Source organism: Micromonospora sp. NPDC049679, from assembly GCF_040659735.1.
GTDB lineage: Bacteria > Actinomycetota > Actinomycetes > Mycobacteriales > Micromonosporaceae > Micromonospora_I.
The window spans coordinates 1-23,772 of the sequence record NZ_JBFANZ010000002.1; the positions used below are offsets into that span (position 1 = coordinate 1).

General features: G+C 71.2%; 23 protein-coding genes. 9 read left to right on the forward strand and 14 right to left on the reverse strand.

The annotated features are described in order from the left end of the window. Positions 1–85: 85 nt before the first annotated feature. On the reverse strand, positions 86–1,174 hold the full coding sequence (locus AB0J06_RS01730) for a UDP-N-acetylmuramate dehydrogenase (RefSeq protein ID WP_357423489.1): 1,089 nt from the start codon (positions 1,172–1,174) through the stop codon (positions 86–88). 66 nt (positions 1,175–1,240) lie between these two features. On the opposite strand from AB0J06_RS01730, the gene AB0J06_RS01735 reads away from it, so the two are divergent. The 6 genes from AB0J06_RS01735 to AB0J06_RS01760 all read left to right on the forward strand — a co-directional run bounded on the left by AB0J06_RS01735 (position 1,241) and on the right by AB0J06_RS01760 (position 7,944). After that, positions 1,241–2,005 carry a maleylpyruvate isomerase N-terminal domain-containing protein gene (locus AB0J06_RS01735; RefSeq protein WP_357423491.1) on the forward strand — a complete coding sequence of 255 codons (765 nt, stop codon included), beginning with the start codon at positions 1,241–1,243 and terminating at the stop codon, positions 2,003–2,005. 146 nt (positions 2,006–2,151) lie between these two features. After that, complete coding sequence (locus AB0J06_RS01740) at positions 2,152–3,462, forward strand: ABC transporter substrate-binding protein (protein WP_357423493.1); 1,311 nt, start codon at positions 2,152–2,154, stop codon at positions 3,460–3,462. 127 nt (positions 3,463–3,589) lie between these two features. After that, the gene (locus tag AB0J06_RS01745) at positions 3,590–4,600 is read left to right on the forward strand and encodes a sugar ABC transporter permease (RefSeq protein ID WP_357423495.1); all 1,011 of its coding nucleotides are present in this window, start codon (positions 3,590–3,592) and stop codon (positions 4,598–4,600) included. Continuing rightward, positions 4,600–5,475: a carbohydrate ABC transporter permease gene (locus AB0J06_RS01750; protein WP_357423497.1), complete on the forward strand. Its 876-nt coding sequence runs from the start codon at positions 4,600–4,602 to the stop codon at positions 5,473–5,475. The genes AB0J06_RS01745 and AB0J06_RS01750 overlap by 1 nt, the downstream gene beginning before the upstream one ends. A gap of 35 nt (positions 5,476–5,510) precedes the next feature. Continuing rightward, the gene (locus tag AB0J06_RS01755) at positions 5,511–6,905 is read left to right on the forward strand and encodes a GH1 family beta-glucosidase (RefSeq protein WP_357423940.1); all 1,395 of its coding nucleotides are present in this window, start codon (positions 5,511–5,513) and stop codon (positions 6,903–6,905) included. A 22-nt stretch (positions 6,906–6,927) separates the two neighbouring features. Further along, positions 6,928–7,944, forward strand: coding sequence for a LacI family DNA-binding transcriptional regulator (locus AB0J06_RS01760; RefSeq protein WP_357423499.1), 1,017 nt, complete (start codon positions 6,928–6,930; stop codon positions 7,942–7,944). A gap of 48 nt (positions 7,945–7,992) precedes the next feature. On the opposite strand, the gene AB0J06_RS01765 is transcribed toward AB0J06_RS01760, so the two are convergent. The 9 genes from AB0J06_RS01765 to AB0J06_RS01805 form a co-directional block, all read right to left on the reverse strand. After that, positions 7,993–8,766, reverse strand: a complete 774-nt coding sequence (locus AB0J06_RS01765) for an EI24 domain-containing protein (RefSeq protein WP_357423501.1) — start codon at positions 8,764–8,766, stop codon at positions 7,993–7,995. Between the two features lie 621 nt (positions 8,767–9,387). Then, positions 9,388–10,275, reverse strand: coding sequence for an alpha/beta fold hydrolase (locus AB0J06_RS01770; RefSeq protein ID WP_357423503.1), 888 nt, complete (start codon positions 10,273–10,275; stop codon positions 9,388–9,390). Then, a complete protein-coding gene (locus AB0J06_RS01775) occupies positions 10,272–10,586 on the reverse strand; it encodes a DUF2516 family protein (protein ID WP_357423505.1) in 315 nt (104 codons plus the stop codon). Before AB0J06_RS01775 ends, AB0J06_RS01770 begins: the two co-directional genes overlap by 4 nt. A gap of 69 nt (positions 10,587–10,655) precedes the next feature. After that, positions 10,656–11,210, reverse strand: a complete 555-nt coding sequence (locus tag AB0J06_RS01780; RefSeq protein ID WP_357423507.1) for a hypothetical protein — start codon at positions 11,208–11,210, stop codon at positions 10,656–10,658. Beyond that, entirely contained in the window at positions 11,210–11,848 is a 639-nt protein-coding gene (locus AB0J06_RS01785; protein ID WP_357423509.1) for a helix-turn-helix domain-containing protein, read from the reverse strand. Before AB0J06_RS01785 ends, AB0J06_RS01780 begins: the two co-directional genes overlap by 1 nt. A gap of 187 nt (positions 11,849–12,035) precedes the next feature. Further along, positions 12,036–12,995, reverse strand: a complete 960-nt coding sequence (locus tag AB0J06_RS01790) for an asparaginase (RefSeq protein ID WP_357423511.1) — start codon at positions 12,993–12,995, stop codon at positions 12,036–12,038. Between the two features lie 45 nt (positions 12,996–13,040). Next, complete coding sequence (locus AB0J06_RS01795) at positions 13,041–13,880, reverse strand: 3-keto-5-aminohexanoate cleavage protein (RefSeq protein ID WP_357423513.1); 840 nt, start codon at positions 13,878–13,880, stop codon at positions 13,041–13,043. 47 nt (positions 13,881–13,927) lie between these two features. Next, a complete protein-coding gene (locus AB0J06_RS01800) occupies positions 13,928–15,013 on the reverse strand; it encodes a folate-binding protein (protein ID WP_357423515.1) in 1,086 nt (361 codons plus the stop codon). After that, positions 15,010–15,432 (reverse strand): Fur family transcriptional regulator, encoded by a 423-nt coding sequence (locus AB0J06_RS01805; protein ID WP_357423517.1) that lies wholly within the window; start codon positions 15,430–15,432, stop codon positions 15,010–15,012. Before AB0J06_RS01805 ends, AB0J06_RS01800 begins: the two co-directional genes overlap by 4 nt. Before the next feature lie 23 nt (positions 15,433–15,455). Between AB0J06_RS01805 and AB0J06_RS01810 the strand changes: the two genes are divergently transcribed. Beyond that, positions 15,456–16,301: an aminotransferase class IV gene (locus tag AB0J06_RS01810; protein ID WP_357423519.1), complete on the forward strand. Its 846-nt coding sequence runs from the start codon at positions 15,456–15,458 to the stop codon at positions 16,299–16,301. Between the two features lie 137 nt (positions 16,302–16,438). Here AB0J06_RS01810 and AB0J06_RS01815 read toward each other — a convergent pair whose 3' ends face one another. Then, positions 16,439–17,029: an FABP family protein gene (locus AB0J06_RS01815; protein WP_357423521.1), complete on the reverse strand. Its 591-nt coding sequence runs from the start codon at positions 17,027–17,029 to the stop codon at positions 16,439–16,441. Positions 17,030–17,078: 49 nt separating this feature from the next. Next, complete coding sequence (mtfM, locus tag AB0J06_RS01820) at positions 17,079–17,183, reverse strand: small membrane protein MtfM (RefSeq protein ID WP_357423523.1); 105 nt, start codon at positions 17,181–17,183, stop codon at positions 17,079–17,081. A 25-nt stretch (positions 17,184–17,208) separates the two neighbouring features. Between mtfM and AB0J06_RS01825 the strand changes: the two genes are divergently transcribed. Further along, positions 17,209–17,571 carry a DsrE family protein gene (locus AB0J06_RS01825; RefSeq protein ID WP_357423525.1) on the forward strand — a complete coding sequence of 121 codons (363 nt, stop codon included), beginning with the start codon at positions 17,209–17,211 and terminating at the stop codon, positions 17,569–17,571. Between the two features lie 82 nt (positions 17,572–17,653). Here AB0J06_RS01825 and AB0J06_RS01830 read toward each other — a convergent pair whose 3' ends face one another. Both AB0J06_RS01830 and AB0J06_RS01835 read right to left on the reverse strand, forming a co-directional pair. Continuing rightward, positions 17,654–18,520, reverse strand: coding sequence for a hypothetical protein (locus tag AB0J06_RS01830; RefSeq protein ID WP_357423527.1), 867 nt, complete (start codon positions 18,518–18,520; stop codon positions 17,654–17,656). A 60-nt stretch (positions 18,521–18,580) separates the two neighbouring features. Next, positions 18,581–19,054 carry a winged helix-turn-helix domain-containing protein gene (locus AB0J06_RS01835; protein ID WP_357423529.1) on the reverse strand — a complete coding sequence of 158 codons (474 nt, stop codon included), beginning with the start codon at positions 19,052–19,054 and terminating at the stop codon, positions 18,581–18,583. Positions 19,055–19,359: 305 nt separating this feature from the next. Between AB0J06_RS01835 and AB0J06_RS01840 the strand changes: the two genes are divergently transcribed. Then, positions 19,360–23,763: a S8 family serine peptidase gene (locus tag AB0J06_RS01840; protein ID WP_357423531.1), complete on the forward strand. Its 4,404-nt coding sequence runs from the start codon at positions 19,360–19,362 to the stop codon at positions 23,761–23,763. Positions 23,764–23,772: the final 9 nt, after the last annotated feature.

Consider the following 23,772-nt stretch of genomic DNA (forward strand, 5'->3'; position numbering starts at 1 on the left):
CGCGGCGGGGGCCGGGCGGCCGGGGGGGGGCGGGGGCGGGAGGGGGCGGGGGCGGGGGCGGGGGCGGGGGCGGGGGCGGGAGGGGTTAGAGGGAGCAGTTGACGAGGACCGGCTCGGGGTGCAGGGTCACGCCGAAGCGGTGCCGTACGCCGTCACGGATCTCCCTGGCCAGCGCGAGCAGCGCGGCGGTCGAGCCGCCGCCCCGGTTGGTCAGGGCAAGGGTGTGCTTAGAGGAGATCGCCACCCCGTCCGGCCCCCGGTAGCCCTTCGGAAAGCCGGCCCGGTCGATCAGCCAGGCCGCGCTCAGCTTGACCACCCCGTCCGGCCCCGGCCACGAGGGCGGCTCGCCGATCTCGCGGGCTCGCTCCCGCAGCAGCGCGTACGCGGCCGCGTCGAGCACCGGGTTGGTGAAGAACGAACCGACCGAGCAGGTGTCCGGATCGGCCGCGTCGATCACCATGCCCTTGCTCGCGCGGAGCCCGAGCACCGTGCTGCGGGCCGCGGCGAGCGGGACGCGGTCGCCGACCTGCACACCGAGCGTCCGGGCGAGTTCCGCGTAACGGACCGGGGCCGACAGGGGCGAGCGGGCCAGCCGGAAGTCGACGGAGAGCACGGCCCAGCGGTCGTTGTGCTTGAAGACGCTGCCCCGGTAGGCGAATCCGCACTCGTCGGCGGACATACTGCGGATCTCGTCGGTGGCCCGGTCGTAGACGCGGACGGCGGTGACCGTCTCGGCCACCTCCTGCCCGTAGGCCCCCACGTTCTGGATCGGGGTGGCGCCGGCGCTGCCGGGGATGCCGGAGAGGCATTCCAGTCCCGACCACCCGGCGTCGACCGTGGCGGCGACGAGTTCGTCCCAGGGCTCGCCGGCCTCCACCCGGACGTGGACCGTGTCGGCCTCCTCGGCGAGCACGCGCACGCCGCGGGAGCGGACCAGCAGCACGGTGCCGGGGAAGCCGGCATCGCCGATCACCACGTTGCTGCCGCCGGCAAGGATCAGGATTGGCTGATGGAGCAACGCGGCTTCGCGTACTCTTTCCACCATTCCGTCCGCATCTGTTGCGGTAACGAGTCGCTGAGGCGGACCACCCAGGCGCAGGGTGGTATAGCTCCCCAGCGGTGTCGGGGCCGTCGGGTCTGCGGCGGTTGGCGCGTCGGCGCTAACGTCGGGCACGCCTTTCACCCTAGGCTGGGGAAGCCGGGCCAACCCACTGGCGGTCCGGTCAATCCGGAGGACGCGATGAGCAGAGTGCACGGAACCAAGGACTTCTGGATCGGCGCACTGCGTGCGGAGGGTCCGGCCTTCCACGCCGCGGTCAGCGAGGCGACGCCCGACACGCCCGTGCCGTCCTGCCCGGACTGGACCGTGACCGATCTGGTCCATCACCTCGGCTCGATCTACACGTGGGTCCGCGAGCATGTGGCCCGGGGCGTCACCGACGTCCCGCCGAAGCGACCGCCGACAGACGGGCTGCCGGTCGGCGAGGCCGCGATCGAGTGGTGGCAACAGGAGTTCGACCAGCTCATGCTCCTGCTCGACGGGCTCGACCCGGAGCTGCCGGCGTGGAACTGGGCGCCTCAGGCCAAGCGGGCCGGCTTCTGGCACCGACGGATGGCGCACGAGACGGCGGTGCACCGGTGGGACGCGCAGATGGCGGTCGCGGCGGTCGAGCCGATCGAGGCCAAGCTCGCGGTCGACGGGGTGAGCGAGGTGCTCGACACGTGGCTCCCGGCCGGACGTCGGCAGGCCGATCCCGCCCCGTACGGGGTCGTGCAGCTGATCGCCGTCGACGCCGCCCAGGAGTGGTTCCTCAGACTGCGCGGCGAGGGCGTGGCGCTGCTCGACACCGACACGATCCTCGACAGCGACGACCACAACACCCGCACGATGGCCTCCGGCACCGCCAGCGACCTGCTGCTCGCGCTCTGGGGACGGGTTGGTTTCGACGTCTTCGAGATCGCCGGTGACCCGAACCTGCTCAAGGCGCTGCGCACCGGTCGATGACCCTCCGCCCGGCGGGGCGAGGTAACACGCTCGCAACTTTCTGAGAGCGCTCTCTTGACACGACCATGCCCCCGGTCCAGTCTTCCCGGAGAGCGCTCTCTTACATGCGTCACCCCCACCACGCCACGACCTGAGAGGGGTCACAGATGGGCGTCATCCCGCGTCGTCGCCGCGTCGCCGCGGCCGCGGCCGCCGCGTTGACCGTGCTCGCGGCGGCCACCGCCTGCGCCGGCGCCGACACGTCGAGCGCCGACGGCAAGGTCACCCTGACCGTCGACGTCTTCGGCCAGTTCGGCTACGAAGAGCTCTACAAGCAGTACATGGCGAGCCACCCCAACGTGAAGATCGTCGAGCGGGGCACCGGCGGCAACCTCGACGAATACTCACCGAAGCTCACCCAGTGGCTCGCGGCGGGCAAGGGCGCCGGGGATGTCGTCGCCATCGAGGAGGGACTGCTCGTCGAATACAAGGCCAACCCGAAGAACTTCGTCAACCTGCTCGACCATGGAGCCGCCGACCTCAAGGGCAACTTCATGGAATGGAAGTGGAACCAGGCGTTGACCGCCGACGGTAAGCAGCTCATCGGGCTCGGCACGGACGTCGGCGGCATGGCCATGTGCTACCGCAGCGACCTGTTCGCCAAGGCCGGCCTCCCCACCGACCGCGCTGCGGTCTCCAAGCTCTGGCCGACGTGGCAGGAGTACATCAAGGTGGGCGAGGCCTTCAAGGCGAAGAACACCGGCGCCTCGTTCCTCGACGCCGCCACCAACACCTTCAACACCATCGCGCTGCAGACGGCGGGCAATGCCGCCGGCTACCACTACTACGACACCGACAACAAGCTCGTCGTCGACACCAACCCGGCCGTGAAGCAGGCCTGGGACATCACGATGGACGTCATCGACTCGGGGCTCTCCGGCAAGTACGGCGCCTGGTCCGAGGAGTGGGTCGCCGCCTTCAAGCAGGCCAAGTTCGCCACCATCGCCTGCCCCGCCTGGCTCACCGGGGTGATCGAGCAGAACGCCGGCGCCGACGCCAAGGGCAAGTGGGACATCGCCTCGGTGCCCGGCAACGGCGGCAACTGGGGTGGTTCGTTCCTCGCCGTGCCCCGGCAGGGTAAGCACCAGGCCGAGGCGATCGAACTGGCAAAGTTCCTGAGCAGCCCGCAGGGGCAGATCGGCGCCTTCAAGGCCAAGGGCCCGCTCCCCTCCTCGCCGCAGGCGCTGGACGACCCCGCGGTCAAGGAGGCGACCAACCCGTACTTCACCGACGCTCCGGTGGGGCAGATCTTCGGGTCGGGCGCGCGGAACCTGAAGCCGGTCTACATGGGACCGCGCAACCAGGCCGTGCGCACCGAGGTGGAGAACGCGGTGCGCACCGTCGAACTGGGTCAGCGCAGTGCGGCACAGGGGTGGCAGGACGCCGTGGCCAACGCGAAGAAGGCCGCGGACAAGTAACCCCCGGGTGTGGCGGACGGGGCCGATGGCACGCCTTCCATCGGCCCCGCACCGCGGCGCGTACCCGTCCTGCGATCCGCGGACCGCCCGCGGAACTCCCCGTCGATCAGCGGTAAGGAACCCCCCGATGAGTCTGCATCTGGAGGTCGGCCCGCCCCGCGAGGGCAGCCGGGCCGGATCCGGGCCGGCCCGGCAACACGGGCGACCGGACCGGTCCCCGCGCGCCTGGCTGAGCCGGTTCGACCTGTTGCTCTCCCCCTACTTCTACATCGCGCCGTTCTTCGTCCTCTTCGCGATCTTCGGCGCCTACCCGCTCGGTTACACGCTCTGGGTCTCGCTGCACGACTGGGATCTGCTCGCCGAGGAGCAACCCTTCGTGGGGCTGGACAACTACACGCGCCTGCTGGGCGACGCCGACTTCTGGAATTCCGTCGTCAACACGCTCGGCATCTTCGCCCTCTCCACCGTGCCGCAACTGCTCCTCGCGCTCTGGTTGGCCCACCTGCTCAACCGGCGGCTACGCGCCCGCACGCTGTTCCGGATGGGGGTGCTCATCCCCAACATCACCTCCACCGCGGCGGTCGCGATCGTCTTCGGACAGCTCTTCAGCCGCGAGTTCGGCATGATCAACTGGCTGCTCGACCTCGTCGGGGTCGACGGCATCGACTGGAAGGCCAGCAAGCTCACCGCCTGGATAGCCGTGTCCACCATGGTCGACTGGCGATGGACCGGCTACAACGCGCTGATCTTCCTCGCCGCCATGCAGGCCATCCCCCGCGACCTGTACGAGGCGGCGGCGATCGACGGCGCGCGGCAGGCCCGGCAGTTCTGGTCGATCACCGTCCCGCTGCTGAAACCGACCATCATCTTCTGCGTCATCGTGTCGACCATCGGCGGCCTGCAGCTCTTCACCGAACCGCTGCTCTTCAACTCCGGCACCAACCCGATCCGGGGCGGACCGATGCGGGAGTCCCAGACGATGACGATGTACATGTTCGAGAACGCGTTCGCCCCGAACTTCAACTTCGGGTACGGCTCCGCCGTCGCCTGGATGCTCTTCGCACTGATCGTCGTCGTGGCGCTCATCAACGTGCTGATCATCCGCAGGCTCGGCAACGACCCGGGCGGGAGGCAGTGATGACCATTCTGCAGATGCGGGGAAGGGCCCGTGCCGGCGCGAGCGGGCACCTGTGGGGCGCGAGCCGGCTCACGTACGCCGCGCTCGCCGCGACCGCCGTGCTCTCGGTCTTCCCGATCTACTGGATGTTCGTCGTCGCCACCCGCTCCAGCGACGCCATGGGGCAGGTGCCGCCGCCGGTGACGCCGGGCGGCAACTTCCCGGCCAACCTCGACCGGCTCCTCGGCAACGCCGACGCTCACTTCATGACCGGCATGCTCAACTCCGCGATCGTCGCCGGCGCGGTGACCGTCTCGGTCGTGTTCTTCTCGTCGCTGGCCGGCTTCGCCTTCGCCAAGCTGCGGTTCCGCGGGCGGAACGCGCTACTGCTGGTGATCATCGCGACGATGATGGTGCCGACCCAGCTCGGGGTCATCCCGCTCTACATGCTGATGAGCGAGCTGAACTGGAACGACCATCTGCAGGCGGTGATCATCCCGTTCCTGGTCACCGGCTTCGGCGTCTTCATGATGCGCCAGTACGCCAGCCAGGCGGTCAGCAACGAACTGATCGAGGCGGCGCGGATCGATGGCTGCAGCACTCTGCGGATCTACTGGAACGTGGTGCTACCCGCTCTGCGCCCGGCCGCCGCCGTACTCGGGCTGCTGACCTTCATGACCACGTGGAACGACTTCCTCTGGCCGTACGCGGTGCTCAACGATCCGGAAAATCCCACCGTGCAGCTCTCGCTGCGCGCCCTCTCCAACGGCTACTACCAGGACATGTCACAGATCTTCACCGGGACCGCGATAGCTACGCTTCCACTACTGCTCGTGTTCATCGTTTTCGGCCGCCAGATCATCGGCGGGATCATGGAAGGTGCAGTCAAGGCGTGAACAGCTTGGATCCGCAGTTGGTGACCGGTCCCGCCCTGCTCGAACGGCCTGCGACAGAGGTGCGTTTTCCCGAGGGCTTCGTGTGGGGTGCGGCGACCGCGGCGTACCAGATCGAGGGCGCCGCCCGCGACGACGGCCGCGGGCCGTCCATCTGGGACAGCTTCAGCCGCACCCCCGGGAAGGTGCACGCGGGGCACACCGGCGACGTGGCCTGCGACCACTACCACCGGTACCGCGACGATGTGGCGCTCATGGCCGACCTGGGGTTGCACGCCTACCGCTTCTCGGTGGCGTGGCCCCGTATCCAGCCCGACGGCTCCGGCCCGGTCAACCCGCGCGGCCTCGACTTCTACGACCGGCTCGTCGACGAACTCTGCGGACGCGGCATCGATCCGATCGTCACGCTCTACCACTGGGATCTGCCGCAGACCCTGGAGGACCGGGGTGGCTGGGCGAGCCGGGAGACGGCCGAGCGCTTCGCCGACTACGCCACCGCCGTCTACGCCCGCCTCGGTGACCGGGTGACCACCTGGACCACGCTCAACGAGCCCTGGTGCTCGGCCTATCTCGGCTACGGCAACGGGGTGCACGCGCCGGGACGGCAGGACCCGGCCGCCACCTTCGCCGCCGTACACCATCTGCTGCTCGCGCACGGCCTGGGCGCGCGGGCACTCCGCGCGGCCGGCGCGACGACCGTCGGAATCACCCTCAACCCCGCGGCCGTCTTCCCCGCCGACCCCGCGAGCGCCGCCGACGAGCAGGCGGTACGGCTCGTCGACGGACTGCACAACCGGATCTTCTTCGATCCACTGCTGCGCGGCCGCTACCCGGCCGACGTTCTCGACCACGTCGCCCGCTTCACCGACCTCGCATACCTGCGCGACGGTGACGAGAAGATCATCGGTGGCCCGGTGGACCTGCTCGGCATCAACTACTACGCGCCCACCTATGTCGCCGCCCGGCCCGGCGCCGTGGGCGGTGGCGGCGCCTATCCCGGCACGGAGGGTGTCGAGTTCCTGCCACCGGTCGGGCCGCTGACCGACATGGGCTGGATGATCGAGCCGGGCGGCCTCACCGCGCTGCTCGAGCGGGTCTCCCACGACTACCCCGGCGTGCCGATGATCGTCACGGAGAACGGCGCGGCGTTCGAGGACAAGTTCAACCGCGACGACCCCGACGCCGACGGTCGGGTGCCGGACGCGGACCGGGTCAGCTACCTCGACGGGCACCTGCGGGCGGCGCACGAGGCGATCTCCCGTGGCGTCGACCTGCGCGGCTATCTCGTATGGTCGTTGCTGGACAACTTCGAGTGGGCGGAGGGCTACCGTAAGCGGTTCGGGATCATCTACGTCGACTATCTGACGCAGCGACGGGTGCCCAAGGACAGCGCGCGGTGGTATCAGGAGGTCATTCGTCGTAACGGCCTGTGAGTGATCTTGTGGAGGATGCGGCATGACGGTGGCCCGGGAGCGACCCACGCTGGAGGCGGTGGCCCGGCGGGCCGGGGTCTCCCGGGCCACCGTCTCGCGCGTCGTCAACGGCTCGACGACCGTCGCCGAACCCATCCAGGAGGCGGTCCGCCAGGCCGTCCGCGAACTGGGCTACGTGCCCAACCTCGCCGCCCGTAGCCTGGTCACCCAGCGGACCGATTCGATCGCGCTGGTGTTGCCCGAGTCGGCCAGCCGGATCTTCTCCGACGACCAGTTCTTTCCCGGCATCATCCGCGGGGTGAGCCAGGAGCTCGACGCGGCCGACAAGCAGCTCGTGCTGATGATGGCCAACTCGACCGCGAGCCAGGAACGGATCGAGCGCTACGCCACGGGCCGGCACGTCGACGGCGTCATGTTCGCCTCCATGCACGGCGTCGATCCGCTACCCGGCGTCCTCACCCGGATGGGCATCCCGGTGATCTGCAGCGGACGGCCGTTGGGGCGCGCCGCCGTGCCCGTCCCCTACGTGGACGTCGACCACGTCGGCGGCGTCGCGAAGGCGGTGCGGCACCTGCTCGACTCCGGGCGGCGCCGGGTCGCCACGATCGCCGGGCCGCAGGACATGGTCGCCGGCATCGACCGGCTCGCCGGCTACCGCAACGAGCTGCAGGACTCGGGATGCCGCTCGATCGTCGCCGTCGGCGACTTCACCCGCGAATCCGGCGCGTTGGCGATGCGGCAACTGCTCAACGACGATCCACAACTCGACGCGGTCTTCGTCGCCTCCGACCTCATGGCGCACGGCGCGTTGCGCACCCTGCGCGAGACCGGACGGCGGGTCCCCGACGACGTGGCGGTGATCGGGTTCGACGACATCGAGATGGCGCGCTACACGGATCCGCCGTTGAGCACCGTCCGCCAGCCGATCCACGAGATGGGGCGCGAGATGACGCGCCAACTGCTCCGGCTGGCGGCGGGTGAGGAGATCGAGCCGGAGCTGATCCTCCCCACCGAGCTGATCATCCGCGAGAGCAGCTGAGCCCGCTCGACCCGGTCGCGGTCACGTTCCCCGCGACCACGGTCTCGATTACGCCGACTCGGTCGGCAGGCCGAACACCCGCCGGGCGAGCAGCGTGCCGCCCGCGACCGCGGCGGGCATGACGAGCACCGCGCCGAGCGGGATCAGGAAGCAGCAGAACACGCTCACCCCGAAACCCAGCGCCAACGGCCGGTTGGCCTTGAGCAGCGCGCGGCGGTCCGGAAGCCGCAGGCCACGGCGGTAGAAGGGGGCAGCGACCAACTCGACGGCGAGGAACCAGCCACCGATAACCGCGGCGATCACCGGAATGACCGTCTGCCCGACCACCGGGATGAAGCCGGCGACGAAGAGCGGGATGCCGACCAGCAGCGACATCAACACCAGTCGCAGCGAGTCGAAGAGGCTGTGCCGCAACGACACCCACCACGGCACGTCGATCTGGTTGGGCACGCCACCGAAGCGCTCCTCCACCTTCTCCGAGATCTTCTCGTAGAACGGGTCGCCGATGAGGAGCGTGACCGCGGTGAAGACGAGTACGCCGACCAGACCGCCCACGCCGAGCAGCGCCGCCGCGACGGCGAAGCGGATCAGGTCACGCATTCCCTCGGACCAGTTGTCCGCGAACGGGGTGAGCAGGTCGGCCAGGTCGGAGACGAAGTAGATGAGCGTCCCGTACGCGGCGAGGAAGAGCAGACCGGAGATGAGGGCCGGAATGATGCCGAGCAACAGCAGCCGCGGGTTGCTCACGTACATGCCCAGCCCGCGGCCGAGCAGCACGACCCCGGCGAAGAACTGGCTGAACGTGCTCTGAGGTCCCTTCACGACGGGGAAGCCTAGTGCCCCCCGTCCAGCCCCGCGCGGTGAGCGGAGCGCGGGCCGGCCTCGGCCGCGGCATGGGATCGCTGCGTCGGGGTGGAGTCGGGATCGCGTGTCCCGGTGGGCTGGCCCGTCGGCTGCCCGGTGGGTTCGGGTTCCGGGGTGGACTGCGCCGTGGGGGACGTGGCGGGCATCGTCGCCGCCGGCGCGGTCGCCGTCGGCATGGAGGGCGGCGGCGTGACGGGTCGCGGGGTCGAATCGCCCGGCGGCTCCGTCGTGCCGCTGGCCGGTCCCGGGACGTCACCCCGCGGATGGCTGGACGTCGGCGTCGGCATGGGGGGCGTCGTATCCGCGGTACCCAGGATGACCACACCGGCCGGCACCGGCGGGAGCGGCGGGGCGTCGCCCGCCCAGGCCCAGCCGGCCCAGATCGAAAAGGGCAGGCCGGAGATCACGACCAGGCAAAAGACCGATTTGGGCGAAGTATGCACATTAAATCACCGCTTTTTAGGCGGTTTCGGTTACGCCTTCGGACGGGTGAACATGGCTGAATGGACGATCGCCGGTCGACGAGACGGAGCGCGTACGCGCGGTCGACCCGTCCCGCGCTCTCCACCTCGGCCACCGCTACTCGTTGAGAAAGCTCCCGATGCGCTCCCGCAGGTCCGCGCGATTGTTCCAGAGCACGCCCGGCTTGTCGTACACGTGCAGCGTGGCACCGGGAAGCCCGGCTGCAAGCCGCTCCGCGACCTCGACCGGATGCAGTTCGTCGCCGGCGCAACCGATCACCAGCGCACGGGCGCTGACCGCGGCCAGCGCGGCCCGGTCGGCGACCGCGACCTCGTCGAGCAGGCCGTCGAGAGAGGACCCGAGCCCGTCACGCATGAGCTGGTCGATGCGCTGACGCAGATAGGCCCAGCCGGCCGGGGTGTTCCGCACGGCGGGGGGCAGTTCGGCGGAGACCACCTCGGCCACCGCCGACAGGTCGCCGGCCTCGACCGCGGCGATGAGCTCCGTCAGTCGCTGCCGCGCCACGGACGGCCGCGCCTCGTCGAGTACCGCGGGAAGGAAGAAGACCGCCCGATCAAAGCGCTCCGGGCTCTCCGCGAGCAGCCGGCAGAGCGTCGCGGCGCCCAGGCTGACGCCGAGGGCGCGGGTCGCGCCGGACAGATCGGCCACGGCACGCAGATCACGGGCGAGATCCCCGTAGCTCCACGGGCCGGGCGGCGCGTCGGAGCGGCCGTGCCCCCGGAACTGGAAGAAGACCTTGCGGCCGACCACGCCGCTGGCGAGTGGACGGGTGACGGCGATGCCACTGGCGAAGCCGTGCGCGAACACGGTGACCGGGTGACCCACCCCGGTGACCAGCCGCTCCAGCAGGACCCCGTGCGGCGTCGCGACGAGCTCGGTCTCCGGCTCGGGCAGCGCCGGCCGTCCGGTCCGCGGCGCGGTGGGACCCGGCCCGTACGTGCGCGGGCCACCGTCAGGCGGCGGGGGCCAGCGGAAATCTCTCACCAGAAGCCTTTGCCATCGGTCAGGTCACGCAGGCCGACGCGGACGTCGAGCAGATAGATCAGGGAAGCGGCGATGCCGACCAGTCCGAAGATGCTCAACACGCCGAAGCCGAGCAGGGTGAGGAGCAGGCAGATGCCGAGGATCGCCAGCCAGGCTCCCTTGGGGATGGTGCCGATCGCCGGGAAGGCATCGGAGCGCTGGGTGAGGCAGTGCACGAAGGCGACGCCCTCCACGACAAGGGCGAAGACGAGGAGCGCCAGGTCGATGACGGTCTTGACATCGAGGTAGAAGATCGGCGCGGCAGTGACCATGCGGTGAAGTTTATGCCGCAAGCCCCGGGTGCGTACCATCCGGCGCACCCGGGGCTTGCACGGTGGTCGTTACTTGGCGGTCGCGCGCGTGCGCTTGGCCGGCTTCGCGGCCTTGGCCACCGGCGCGTTCTCCTGCACGATCTCCGCGACGTCGGCCGGGGTGGCGGTGACCTCGGCGGGCGCCTCGGTGGCCTCGATGTCGGCGTTGACGGTCTCGGCGGCCTGCACCACGCCGGTGCCGACGACGCGCTCGCCGTGGGCGACGAGCGCCCCGTAGACGGCGACGGCCCGCTCCTGCGCGGCCTGCGCCCCCGCGACGAAGGCGGCGGTGTTGCGCGTGGCGACCTCACGCAGGCGCTCGACGTCGAGCTCCTGCGTGGTGGCCTTCTCACGCAGGTTGGCGGCGGTGGTGTTGGCGGCGCGCAGGGTGGCGGCGGCCTTCTCGCGGAGCCCGGTGGTGCTGGTCACGGCCTTCTCGCGCAGCTCAACCGTGGTGTTCACGGCCTTACCGCTCAGGTCGGTGACGACCTCGGGCAGCTTGCGCAGCTGGCGGTAGGCGAGGTCACCGGCGCCGGCGACGGCGTAGAGCGGGGCGGGGATCCGGGTCGTCCTGGGCTGGCTCATTACTTCTCCTCCTCGGCCGCGGGTGCGGTCGCGCTGTTCGGGTCGGTCATTTCCGGGCGGACGCGGGTCGCCTTCCTGGCGACCCTCTTCACTGGCTTGGGGGTGGTCGCGGGCGCGGGGGTGGCACCGGCCTCGGTCACCGCGACGGACTCCAGCACGCTCTCGATCGGGCTCGCCGCTGGCTGCTGCTCGGCGACCACGACGGTCTCGGTGGCAGCGGGGGCGGACGCGGCGGTGTCCCCAGCGGAGGGATCGGGCTCCGCAACGGGCGCGGCGGCAGCGGCTTCGGCGAGGCGGGCGTTCTCCCGGCGGAACGTCTCGTAGATCTGGCTCAGCGACTGCTTCTGCGACATCGTCAGGTCGGCGTCGGCCGCGATCGCGGCCAGGACGCCCTGCCCGTTGTTGTCATCGAGCAGCCCGGCGCGCAGGTACATCACCGGCGTGGACACCCGCAGCGCGCTGGCGAGCTGCTGGAGGACCTCCGCGCTCGGCTTGCGCAGGCCGCGCTCGATCTGGCTCAGATAGGGGTTGCTCACGCCCGCCTGGTCGGCGAGCTGACGCAGCGAGATCTTCGCGTTGCGGCGCAGGTCGCGGATGAAGCCGCCGACGTCACGGGGCAGATCCTTCGGTGTGGCCATGACCTCGACGGTAAACCTCATCGCTTGCAACTGCAAGCGAAGTGCTAGCGACAGTTAGCGGGGTCACTCATGAATGTGTTTTTCCTCGAACGCCCCCGGCCGGTCAACGCCGCACTGCTGGAGTTTCTGGCGCCGGTCTGACCCGCACGCGGCGCGATCGTCCACGCACACCGGTTCGTTACGCGTGCTACCAGATGGCGCGGACGCCACCCACCCGCTGGCCGGCGCCGAAGAGCGGCACCTCGGCCAGCTCGGCGAGGATCGGAGCGTCCACGCCGAGCCGGCGCAGCGCCGAGACGAGCACCGGCATCCGGGCCCGCATCTGACCGTCGTCGATCTTCATCGCGACGGCGCCGACGCCGGGAAGCGCGACCGCGAGCACCCCCTCCGCGCCTCCCTTGGCCAGCAGCGCGGGCACCCCGGTCATCAGCCGGGTGTCCTCGGCAGTCGTGCCCGCGACCACCGCCGGGTGCGCTCGCATCGCCGACGCGACGGTCTGCTCGACCGACCCGGCCGCGCCGCAGACCAACCGCAGGTAGGCGCCGGCCAGTCCGGTCAGCGAGATCGCGAGCACGGGCGCCCCGCAACCGTCGACGCCGACCGCGCCCGCCGGCTCACCGGCGAACTCCTCCACCGCGGCGGTCACCTGCCGCTGCAGGGGGTGGTCCGGATGCCAGTACTCCTCCAGCGGCCATCCGGCCGCGAGGCAGGTGAGCAGCATCCCGGTGTGCTTGCCGGAGCAGTTCATCTGGATCCGCGCCGGGCCTCCGCCAGCCCTCAGGACGGCGGCCGCGGCCTCCGCCCCGATCGGCATGTCCGGCGGGCAGCGCAGCGCGGACTCGTCCAGGCCGGCGCTGCGCAGCAGCGCACGTACCCGCGCGAGGTGGAAGTCCTCGCCGTGGTGGCTGGCGCAGACCAGGGCCAGATCGGCCGGATCCGCCAGCCGCAGGCCGGCGCGGAGCATGCCGATCGCCTGCATCGGCTTGCTGGCAGAGCGCGGGAAGACCGGCGAGGTGATGTCACCCGCCGAGGTCACCACCGTGCCACCCGCATCGAGCACCGCCACTGAACCGCGGTGGAAACCCTCCACGAAGTCGGAGCGGACCACCTCAGCGAGCGGCACGCCGCCCTCGTAAGTCTTTCTCATCTTTCCGACCGTACCCATCGGGCTTTGCGCCGCCGTGACGAAACGTCAGGACCGGGCCGAAAGGCCGAGCAGCTGCCGGGCCTCCCCGGTGGTGGCGGGCGGTCGCTGCGCGAGCTGAGCGAAGCCGACCGCACGGGCGACGAGCTGCATGTTGGACTCGACCGGCCGCCCCTTGGCGTAGGTGATCGTGTCCTCCATCCCGACCCGCAGGTGACCGCCGGCGGAGAGCGACGCCAACATGACCGGGATCGTGCTACGCCCGATGCCGGTGGCGGAGAAGCTCGTCCCCTCCGGCAGGTCGCGCAGCGCCTGGTGGCAGGCGACCAGCGCCTCAGTGGTGCCGGGCATCCCGCCGGGCACCCCCATGACGAAGTCGACGTGCACATGCCCGCCGGCCGGCAGCCCGTACTTGTCGAGCAGCCGCCGCAGGGACGTCAACTGGCCCAGGTCGAAGATCTCGTATTCCGGCACGATCCCGCGCTCCTGCATCCGGGTGTGCAGGTCGACGATGAACGCCCAGCGGTTGAGGAACACGTCATCACCGAAGTTGACCGTGCCCATCGTGCAGGAGGCCATGTCGGGGGCGGCGTCGAGCACGGCGAGCCGGTCGGACTCCGGGTCGGTGACCGCGCCGCCGCTGGAGAGCTGCACGATCAGGTCGGTGGTGTCGCGCAGCGCCGCGACGGTGTCACGCAGACGGCCCAGATCCAGGGTGGGGCGCGCGTTGTCGTCGCGGATATGGACGTGGATCACGGAGGCGCCGAGCGCCTCGCATTCCTTGGCCGTGCTGACCAGCTCATCGAGCGTCACCGGCAGCGCCGACACGGCCTCTTTGGTCGACTCGGCGCCGGTCGGCGCAACCGTGATCAACGTCATTGTTGTCATGCCACTGATAGTCGCACACCCGATGATCGACTCGCCCGTGGCGATCCTCAGTCGGGGTCGATCGCCGCCGCCGACTCGGCGACCAGCAGCGGGGCGTCATCAGGCACGTTGCGCTTGACCACCGCGAGGGCGACCATGCCCAGCTCGAAGTGGCGCACGGCGGTGCCGACGAACCCGACCGCGCGGCCGTCGCTGGTCACCGGAGTGCCGACAGCCGGCGGCTGATCGGTGGCCACCCCGTCGAGATGCAGCAGGACGAGACGACGCGGGGGCCGACCGAGGTTGTGCACCCGGGCGACCGTCTCCTGCCCGCGATAGCACCCCTTGTCCAGGTGCACCGCGGGCGCCACCAGATCCACCTCTGCGGGAATCGTGCGGTGATCCGTCTCGAACCCCACCCGTGGCATCCGCGCCGCGACCCGGATCGCCTCGTACGCCCAGAGCCCGGCCACGGGCACTCCGGCGTCCGCCAGTCGACCGGCGACCTCCTCGATGGCGCCCCGCGGCACCAGCAGATCCACCCCGAGCCGCACCCGCCGGGCCCAGCCCGTCCCGTCGCCGGGCAGCGGGCGGACCTCGTACATCGTGGTGGGGCGGGGCGGCATGGCGCCGGCGGCGAACTTCGGGCCCGGCACGACGACCGCGTCCGGTTCGGCCAGCCCCTCGACGCCGAGGGCGGCGGCCGCCTCCCCCGCGCGCGGTCCGACCAGCGAGAGCAGCGCCCAGTCGGCGGTCGCGTCGCGCGGCTCGACGCGGGTGAAGAAGCGCATCTTCTCGAGGAACGCGAGCAGCGGGTCGGCCCCGCCCGGCTCCGTGTCCAGCCACGTCGTCACGCCGTCCTCGGCGACCATCGCGTGGTGCTCGACGTGTCCGTGCGGAGAGAGCACGAGCAGTTCGGTGCCCTGCCCGGCGCGGAGGTTGGCAAGGTGCTGGGTGGTGAGCGTGTGCAGCCAGCCGATCCGTTCCTCGCCGGGCACCGCGAGGACCCCGCGATGCGACCGGTCGACCAGACCCACCTCGGTGGCAAGCCGGCGCTGCTCGCGCATCGGGTCGCCGTAGTGCGCAGCCACCCCGGCGTCGCGCGACTCCTCGTCGAGCGCCTCGATCGCGACCGCACCCGCAATGTTGATCATTCTCGCTCCCCACATCGCCGGCAGACCCCGAACAGTGCCACGTGCCCGATGTCGACCGAGAACCCCTGCCGCTCCTCCAACTGCCGCGCCAACGGCGCGAGCAGCGTCGGATCCAGCTCCGTCACCGTCCCGCACGACCGGCAGACCAGGTGGACGTGCTGGTCGTCGCCGGCTCGGTGATAGGTCGGCGACCCGTGCGACAGGTGCGTATGGGTAACCAGCCCCAACTCCTCGAGCAACTCCAGCGTGCGGTAGATGGTGGTGATGTTCACACCGGCGGCCACCTCACGCACCGCCGTGTGCACCTGCTCCGGTGTCGCGTGCCCCAGGTCGTAGACGGCTTCCAGAATGAGCTGTCGTTGCGCGGTCAACCGCAACCCACGCGACCGCAGCATCTCCGCCAGGGATGATTCCGACACCGTCCGATCATAGTGTGGGACGCATGTCCCGCCACCAGGTCGTCGCCGTGCTCGGTCGGGGCGTCGTGCCACCCGACACCCCGGTGCTCCCGGTGACCGACCGGGGCGTGCTGCACGGCGACGGGCTCTTCGAAACCATGCACGTCCGCGACGGCCGGCCGTGGCTCGCCCACCAGCACCTCGACCGGCTGCGCGGCGCGGCGAAGGCGGTCGCGCTGCCGCTTCCCGCCCCCGCAGATCTGGCCGCGCTCCTCGCCGAGACCTGCGCCGGCTGGCCGGCCGGCATGGAGGGGGCGCTGCGCCTGGTCTGCACACGTGGCGCGGAGGGCGGCGGCGCCGGCACCGTTTTCACAACGCTGTCCGAGGTGGAGCCCGGGCTCGTCCGCGCCCGGCGCGCCGGCATCACGGTCGCCACCCTGCCCCTCGGAGTCGCCGCGACCGCCCGCGCCGGCGCGCTCTGGCTGCTCGCGGGGATCAAGTCCACGTCGTACGCCGCAAACCTCGCCAGCCGACGGTGGGCCGCCGCGAACGGGTTCGACGACGTCCTCTGGACCTCGACCGACGGCTACGCCCTGGAGGGACCCACCGCCAACCTGGTGTGGCTCGACGGGGACGTCCTGTGCACCGTGCCGGCCGACCGCACCGGAATCCTGCCCGGCATCACGGCCCGGTGGCTGCTCGACCACGCGGCCACCCTCGGTTGGAGCGCGGCCGAGCGGATGGTGACCCCCGACGAGTTGCGTGACGGCGGCGGTGTCTGGCTCACCTCGTCCGTCCGCGGGCTCGCCGAGATCCGCTCGCTCGACGGGAACGCACTCCCGCCGTCACCACACACGGCGATGATCCGCCAGCTGCTCGGCTTCACCTGACCGCGCCGCGCGGCGTCTCGCCCCGCCCGGTCCCGCCTCGCCTCGCCTCGCCTCGCCGATCCTGCAGTTGTGGCGCGAACCTATCCCGCCGTCAGCGGCCTGTCCGGCGCCACAACTGCAAGATCGCGGGGATCAGGTCAGCCCGCGACCCGGGTGAGACGGGCAGACAGGTGCGGCGAGAGCCCGTGGCCGACCGCGGCCATCTCCTGGGCGTAGAGGAGCGCGCCCTCGACAATCCCGAAGAGCCGATGGCCGGCCGTGACCTCCTTGGCGGTCGTCGTACGAACCACCGCGTCGGTCGACAACTCGACCTGCATCCCGTTGACCCTGCCGAGGTAGAGCTCCATGACCCCGGTCGGGCTGATCATCATTGCTTCGAGCTCATCGGTCGCGCGGTCGCCGTCCATCACCGGCCGCCACCAGCCCAGCTCCCGGCCCGCCGGTCGGACCGGCCGGGACTGCTCGTCGAGCAGCCACGCCCGCGACTCGTACTGCAGGAACGGACGGCCGTCATGGCTGATCCGGATCTCCTGCCCGTAGTCGAAGTCCTCGATGGTCGGATAACCCCCGCGCCCACGCCCCCGCCACACACCGACGTACGGCAGCAGGCCGAGCAGCGCCGGGTGCAGGTCCGGACCGACGCGCAGGTCGTGGGTCTCTTCAAAGGGGTACGGCTCAACCGGCGGCGCGTTCAGCCACGGCGGCTGCATCGGGTTGTCGCTCACCAAATCCGCCTTCCGTTCGCGACTGCGGGGCTCGCAAGCTCACTCCTCGCGCTCACCAACGTCCTCTCGAAATCCGTACCGCGAGATACACCAAACCACCGGCCAGTGCGCCGAAAGCGGCGACCAGCAGGCTGACGAACCCAATCTCGGTAACCATGACAAGGTCATCCTATGCTGGCCCCATGGCTCGCACTCTTGTCGTCAAGGCCACCGCCGGTTCGGACTCCCCCGAGCGGTGCGCGCAGGCCTTCACGGTGGCCGCGACGGCGGTCGCCTCGGGCGCCGAGGTCTCGCTCTGGCTGACCGGCGAGGCGTCGTGGTTCGCCCTGCCGGGCCGGGCGCAGGAGTTCGAACTGCCCCACTCGGCGCCGCTCGCCGAACTCCTGCACGTGGTGCTCACCAGCGGCCGGGTCACGGTCTGCACACAGTGCGCGGCACGACGCGAGATCAGCGAGGATGACGTGCTCCCGGGCGTGCGGGTCGCCGGGGCCGCCGTCTTCGTCGAGGAGTCGTTGGCCGAGGGGGCGCAGGCGCTCGTCTACTGAAGCCGCTCAAGATCCGGCTGATCGGGCCGTTGCGGACCCGGCGCGCCGCCGACCCGCGCGACGTACTCCCTGATCACCGCGGTCAGGCGGGCGGGCAGGGGATGGTGACGCTGACCCGCACCTGGTCGTCGCCGCGCTGAACGACCACCCCCCGGTCCGGGGTGCGGTAGACGTAGCGCTGCGGCGTGTCGAGCACGACGGTGGCGCCGGCGGTGATCGAGCGCAGGCCGTCGGCGAACGGGGTCGGCGTGCCCACCTGACCCGTCGCGTGCGCCGTGACGGTGCCGCCCCCCGCCGGGCAGGCCGCGCCCACGGTGCGCCCCAACTCGATCCCGGACGCGTCGAGCGCGGTCAGCACGCGCTGCGGCTCCTCGTTGATCGGTCGACCGGGCAACAGGTCGGCGATCGCCACGTCGACCGGTCGGCAGCCGGTCGACACGGTCAGGGTCACCACGCCCGGTGCGCCGACCCTGCCGCGGACGCTGACGAACTCGCCGGCGTCGCCGCGTAGGGAGTGCGAGCCGCCGTCCGGGCTGTGTCGCACCTGCGCGTCGTAGGAACGGGGCAGCGACGCCGCGATCCGGTCGAGCAGCGCGGGGCCGCCCGCCTCGGCGGTGTAGAAGGTGATCTCGTTGGTGAGGGTTCCGCCGGAACGGATCGGCGTGATCCGGCAGCCCTCGTCGAGCGTGTCGCCGGCCACATCGGTCACCACATCACCGCCGGCCGCGGCGATCAGGTGCCCCACCGCCCGGGCGACCACGGATGACGCCTCGCCGATGCTGCGCTGCTCGCGGACCGTCGGCTCGCCGTGCCGGACGGAGAGGTAGGCGAGCGCCGCGAGCAGCAGCGCCCAGAACACGACCACTGCGAGCAGCCACCGGTTACCCCGGGAGGGCGCGCCGTCGGACTGCGCCGGCATCGGGGTCCGGGCCGCTGGGTCGGTGGTCACCGCGCCATGGTGCCAGGTCGGGGAAAGCAGACGGCCCGGTGGGCTGCCGGCGGCGTCGGGTCAGCTCCGCACGGTGAGGCGGTAGCCGACGCCCCGTACCGTCTGCACCTCGGGACCACCCTTGGCGGCGCGCAACTTGCGCCGCAGCCGCTTCACCGCGGAGTGCAGGATCGCGGTGTCGCCGAGGTAGGCGCCGCCCCACACGGAGCCGAAGAGCCGCTCGTACGTCCAGACGGCGACCGGCGGGCTGGCCAGCCGCGCCAGCAGCTCGCGCTCCAGCCGGGTGAGCGTCAGCGGCTCATCCCGCCAGGTGACGAGGTGGCCGCTGGTGTCGACGACCAACTCGCCGAGAACGACCGGCCCGGGCTGGCTGGTCAGCTCGACCGACGGGGGCGGAAAGAGCATCGCGCGCAGCTCGGCGAGGTCGGTGCAGACCACCACCGTGCCGCAGTCGTCGAGCCGCCGGACGACCCGCTCGCGGATCGCCACGTCGGCGGAGACGCACACGACCAGTGGAACCTCACCATTGACCACCGCAAATCCTCCCCCGGATGCCGCGTGTCACCAGACAACGCCGTTTGGCCCAACGAGTCAACAGCGACAAGCGCCGATGGAACGAGGATCCGCACGGTCGCTGACAGCGTGCCCATGTACTGCCCGAGAACTGCTCGACACGACCCATTGATCACCACCGCTGGCCACTAAACCATGACTCCAAGCCGTCGTGGGGGCACCGTGCGTACACGATCGCCGCCCATGCCGCACGCGGGTCCGGAGCTCCGGAGCCGCGGGATCGGCGTCCGGCCGGATCGGGAGCCGTGAAAAGGGGGGAGCAGGCGATGTCGCAACACGCTCGGAAAGGGGGCGGCGGACGACCCGGATTGCGGCACGCGCTGGCCGTCGCGGCCGCCGTGGTTCTCGGCGTCACCGCACAACCGGCACCGGCTCCGGCGACCCCGCCGCCAGCGCGGGCAGCCGTCAGCAGTCAGCTCCTGACCGAGCTCGACGCGAAACCCAGCACCGGCTTCATGGTCTACCTGCGGGAGAAGGGCCAGCTGGGGTCGGCGGCCCGGCTCCCCGGTTCCGACGCACGGGCGGCCGAGGTCTACCGCCAGCTCAGCGGCGCCGCCGAACGCAGCCAACGCACACTCCGCGCCGAGCTGACCGCACGCAAGGCGACGTACCGGCCGTTCTGGATCGCAAACGCGCTCTGGGTGCGGGGCGACCGGGCCCTGGTGGACGCGATCGCGGCGCGTGCCGAGGTCGAGCGGATCGAACCGTCCCGCACCTACCCCCTGATCACGCCGCGACCGGCGACCCCCGGCGGCGGCTCCCACACCACCGCCGCCGAGTGGAACCTCAGCAACATCGGCGCCCCCCGCGTCTGGACCGAACTCGGCGTACGCGGCGAGGGCATCGTGATCGGCAGCATCGACAGCGGCGTCGACTACGAGCACCCGGCGCTCGTCGCTCAGTACCGCGGCAACCTCGGCAACGGCGCCTTCGACCACAACTACAACTGGTTCGACCCGGCCGACGTGTGCGCGGACCCCGCGCCCTGCGACAACAACGATCACGGCACCCACACGATGGGCACGATGGTCGGCGACGACCACGGCGACAACCAGATCGGCGTCGCGCCGGCCGCCAGGTGGATCGCGGCCAAGGGCTGTGAGACCGACACCTGCTCGGACGCGTCGCTGCTCGCGGCCGGGGAATGGATGCTGGCGCCGACCGACCTCAACGGGGGCAACCCCCGCCCCGACCTGCACGCCGACATCATCAACAACTCGTGGGGCGGCGGACAGAACGACCTCTGGTACCAGCAGACCGTCGCCGCCTGGCGCGCGGTCGGCATGTTCCCCGCCTTCGCCGTCGGCAACGCCGGCCCCGGCTGCGGGACCGCCAACTCCCCCGGCGACAACCCCGCCGCATACGCCGTCGGCGCCTACGACGTCAACAACGCGATCGCGAACCTCTCCGGGCGCGGCGCCTCCAAAGTCGACGGCTCGATCAAGCCCAACATCGCGGCCCCCGGGATCAACGTGCGCTCCAGCGTGCCCGGCGGCGGCTACGCCGCCTTCAACGGCACCTCCATGGCGACGCCGCACATCTCCGGCGCCGTCGCGCTGCTGTGGTCGGCGGCGCCGAGCCTGCGCGGCGACGTGCCGGGCACCGAGGCGCTCCTCGACGACACCGCCGTCGACGCCGACTCGACCGGTTGCGGCGGCACGACCGACGACAACAACAACTTCGGCGAGGGACGGCTCGACGCCTTCGGGGCGGTCAGTGCCGCCCCGCGCGGCGCGGTCGGGCGGGTCACCGGCACGGTGACGGTGGCCGACGGTGGCGCGCCGCTGGCCGGCGTGACCGTCAGCACCGGCACCCGCACTGTCGTGACCGGCCCGGACGGTCGCTACGCCCTCACCCTCCCCGCCGGGGAACACCCGCTCTCCATCACCGCCTACGGCTACGTGGGGCAGACCGCCACGGTGACCGTCACCGAGGGTGCCGCGACAACCCGCGACTTCGCACTCGCCGCCGCGCCGATGGTCACCGTCACCGGCCGGATCACCGACGGTTCCGGCCACGGCTGGCCGCTGTACGCGCGTATCGAGGTGACCGGTCGGCCCGGCGCGCCGGTCTTCACCGATCCGGCGACCGGACGCTATTCGCTCACCGTGCCCGGCAACGCCAGCTACCGGTTCACCACCACCGCCCGCTACCCCGGCTACCGCACGGTCACCACCGACGTGGCGGTCGGCGGCGACGCGAAGACCGTCGACGTCGCCGTACCGGTCGAACCGGCCTGCACCGCCATCGGCTACGCGGCCAGCTACGGCCCGCCGGTGTTGAGCGAGAGCTTTGACGACCCGCGTACGCCGACCGGGTGGTCGGTGGTGAACCGGACCCCGAGCGGCGGCTGGGTCTTCGACGACCCGGGAACGCGGGGCAACCTGACCGGCGGCAGCGGCGGTTTCGCCATCGTCGACAGCGACGCGTTGGGCAGCGGCAACACGCAGGACACCGATCTCGTCACGCCGTCCCTCGACCTCTCGGGATCCACCGCGCCCTACCTGCGGTTCAACAGCGACTGGCGGGCCGTGGGCGTGAGTGACACCGCCGACATCGACGTCTCCACCGACGGGGGCGCCAACTGGACGAACGTGTGGCACCAGACCGCCAGCCGACGCGGTCCGGTGGTCGAGGAGATCCCGCTCGCGCCGGCGGCCGGCGCCGCGAACGCGCGCGTACGGTTCCGTTTCAAGGGGACCTTCGCCTGGTGGTGGCAGCTCGACAACGTACAGCTGGCCAACCGCGACTGCGCGCCGGTACCGGGCGGGCTGGTGGTCGGCACCACGACCGACAAGAACACGGGCACCGCGCTCAACGGTGTCGCCGTCTCCAGTGTGGACAGGCCGACGGAGCGTGGCATCACCGCGCCCACCCCGGACGATCCCCACCTCGGCGACGGCTTCTACTGGCTCTTCTCCTCGCTCACCGGCGAGCACGCCTTCACCGCTACGAAGCCGCCGTACCAATCGGTCACGACGAACGTCACCGTCGTCGCCGATGCCGCCCGCTCCGCCGAGTTCGTGCTCGCCGCGGGCCGGCTGACGGTCGGGCCGACGTCGATCGAGTCACACCAGCCGTACGGCAGCACCCGCCGCGGCACGGTGACCGTGACCAACACCGGCAGCGCTCCGGCCACCGTCGAACTGCTCGAACGGCCGGGAGGCCTGCAACTCCTCTCGCGAGCCGGCGCGCCCCTGGTCGAGCATCGGATGAAGGGCATCAGCAAGGCACGCACCGGCATCGCGTACGGCGCGGGCCGCGGCAGCCCGGCGGCAGCGGCGCCGAAGGCGCCGGACACGGAGTGGTCCCGGATCACCAACCTCCCGGAGGCGATCTACGACAACGCCGCGGCGAGCCTGGGCGGGAAGGTCTACTCCGTCGGTGGCGGCGGCAGCGGCAATGGCCGTAAGGCCTGGGTCTTCGACCCCGAGGCCGATTCGTGGAGCGCGTTGCCGGGCCTGCCGACCGGTCGGGCGAAGCCGTCGGCCGCGGCGATGGGCGGCAAGCTCTACGTCTTCGGCGGTTGGGGCGACGAGGACCCGGTTGCCACAGTGGACGTCTTCGACCCCGCGACGGGCGCCTGGAGCACCGTCCCGGGCGCGACCAATCCCGAGCCGCGTGCGGCGGCCGGCTCGGCCGTCGTCGGCGGCAAGATCTATCTGATCGGCGGCTGCGTCGACAGCGCCTGCGCGGACTCCGCCGACCTGGTGATCTTCGATCCCTCGACCGGCACGTTCAGCACCGGGACGCCCTACCCGCACGTCGCGTCCTGGATCTCCTGCGGCGGGATCGGCGGCAGGATCTACTGCGCCGGCGGCACGGGCGCCACGGAATACACGGATGCGTTCTCCTACGATCCCGCGTCCGATGGGTGGAGCCCGCTGCCGGATCTCCCGCTGGACATCTGGGGGGCACAGCATGCCGCCGCCGGCGGCCTGTTGCTGATCTCGGGCGGGGTCACCGGCGGATCCAGCGCCGTCAGCAACCGGACCATCGCGTACGACCCGGCGGCGGGCGCGTGGCTCGACCTGCCGAACGCCGCGTTCGCCCGGTACCGCGGCGCCGGCGCCTGCGGCGCGTACAAGATCGGCGGATCTCCCTCGTCGTTCGTCGGCTCGGTCGAGTCGGAACGACTCGGCGGGCTGGAGCTCTGCGACCAGACCGGGGACGTCCCGTGGCTGGGCACCACGCCCACCACCTTCACGCTGTCGCCGGGGGCCTCCCAGAAGGTGACCGTCTCGATGACGGCCTCGGCCGAGGCCGGGGTCGCGCAGCCGGGCGCGTACACGGCATCGCTGGGCCTGGCGTCGGACACCCCGTATCCGGTCCCCTCGGTCGGCGTCGAGATGAACGTCTCGCCGCCCGGTTCGTGGGGCAAGATCCAGGGGACGGTGACGGGTCGGACCTGCGGCGGCGAGTCCCTCCCCGTCCGCGCCACGGTGCGGGTCAACTCGCTCAACAACTCCGGGGTCGGCTACACCCTCACCGCGCGCGGTCAGGGCACCTACGGGTACTGGGTGCCGAAGGGGCGCTACGAGGTGATCGTCGCGAAGGACGGATGGGTTCCGCAGACCCAACGGGTGCAGATCTCGGCCGGACTCGTCTCGACCTTCGACTTCACCCTCGCCCCGGTCTCGTCCTGCGATCGCCGGGCGGGCGGAATGTAGGCACGGACG

What these genes read in the sequence shown, in the direction of transcription:
- AB0J06_RS01785 (WP_357423509.1), bottom strand. Translation starts at nt 11,848, where the DNA reads ATGGCCACACCGAAGGATCTGCCCCGTGACGTCGGCGGCTTCATCCGC.
- AB0J06_RS01775 (WP_357423505.1), bottom strand. Translation starts at nt 10,586, where the DNA reads ATGGTCACTGCCGCGCCGATCTTCTACCTCGATGTCAAGACCGTCATC.
- mtfM (WP_357423523.1), bottom strand. Translation starts at nt 17,183, where the DNA reads ATGGTTACCGAGATTGGGTTCGTCAGCCTGCTGGTCGCCGCTTTCGGC.
- AB0J06_RS01825 (WP_357423525.1), top strand. Translation starts at nt 17,209, where the DNA reads ATGGCTCGCACTCTTGTCGTCAAGGCCACCGCCGGTTCGGACTCCCCC.
- AB0J06_RS01750 (WP_357423497.1), top strand. Translation starts at nt 4,600, where the DNA reads ATGACCATTCTGCAGATGCGGGGAAGGGCCCGTGCCGGCGCGAGCGGG.
- AB0J06_RS01790 (WP_357423511.1), bottom strand. Translation starts at nt 12,995, where the DNA reads ATGAGAAAGACTTACGAGGGCGGCGTGCCGCTCGCTGAGGTGGTCCGC.
- AB0J06_RS01780 (WP_357423507.1), bottom strand. Translation starts at nt 11,210, where the DNA reads ATGAGCCAGCCCAGGACGACCCGGATCCCCGCCCCGCTCTACGCCGTC.
- AB0J06_RS01810 (WP_357423519.1), top strand. Translation starts at nt 15,456, where the DNA reads ATGTCCCGCCACCAGGTCGTCGCCGTGCTCGGTCGGGGCGTCGTGCCA.
- AB0J06_RS01735 (WP_357423491.1), top strand. Translation starts at nt 1,241, where the DNA reads ATGAGCAGAGTGCACGGAACCAAGGACTTCTGGATCGGCGCACTGCGT.
- AB0J06_RS01760 (WP_357423499.1), top strand. Translation starts at nt 6,928, where the DNA reads ATGACGGTGGCCCGGGAGCGACCCACGCTGGAGGCGGTGGCCCGGCGG.
- AB0J06_RS01840 (WP_357423531.1), top strand. Translation starts at nt 19,360, where the DNA reads ATGTCGCAACACGCTCGGAAAGGGGGCGGCGGACGACCCGGATTGCGG.
- AB0J06_RS01795 (WP_357423513.1), bottom strand. Translation starts at nt 13,880, where the DNA reads ATGACAACAATGACGTTGATCACGGTTGCGCCGACCGGCGCCGAGTCG.
- AB0J06_RS01740 (WP_357423493.1), top strand. Translation starts at nt 2,152, where the DNA reads ATGGGCGTCATCCCGCGTCGTCGCCGCGTCGCCGCGGCCGCGGCCGCC.
- AB0J06_RS01800 (WP_357423515.1), bottom strand. Translation starts at nt 15,013, where the DNA reads ATGATCAACATTGCGGGTGCGGTCGCGATCGAGGCGCTCGACGAGGAG.
- AB0J06_RS01745 (WP_357423495.1), top strand. Translation starts at nt 3,590, where the DNA reads ATGAGTCTGCATCTGGAGGTCGGCCCGCCCCGCGAGGGCAGCCGGGCC.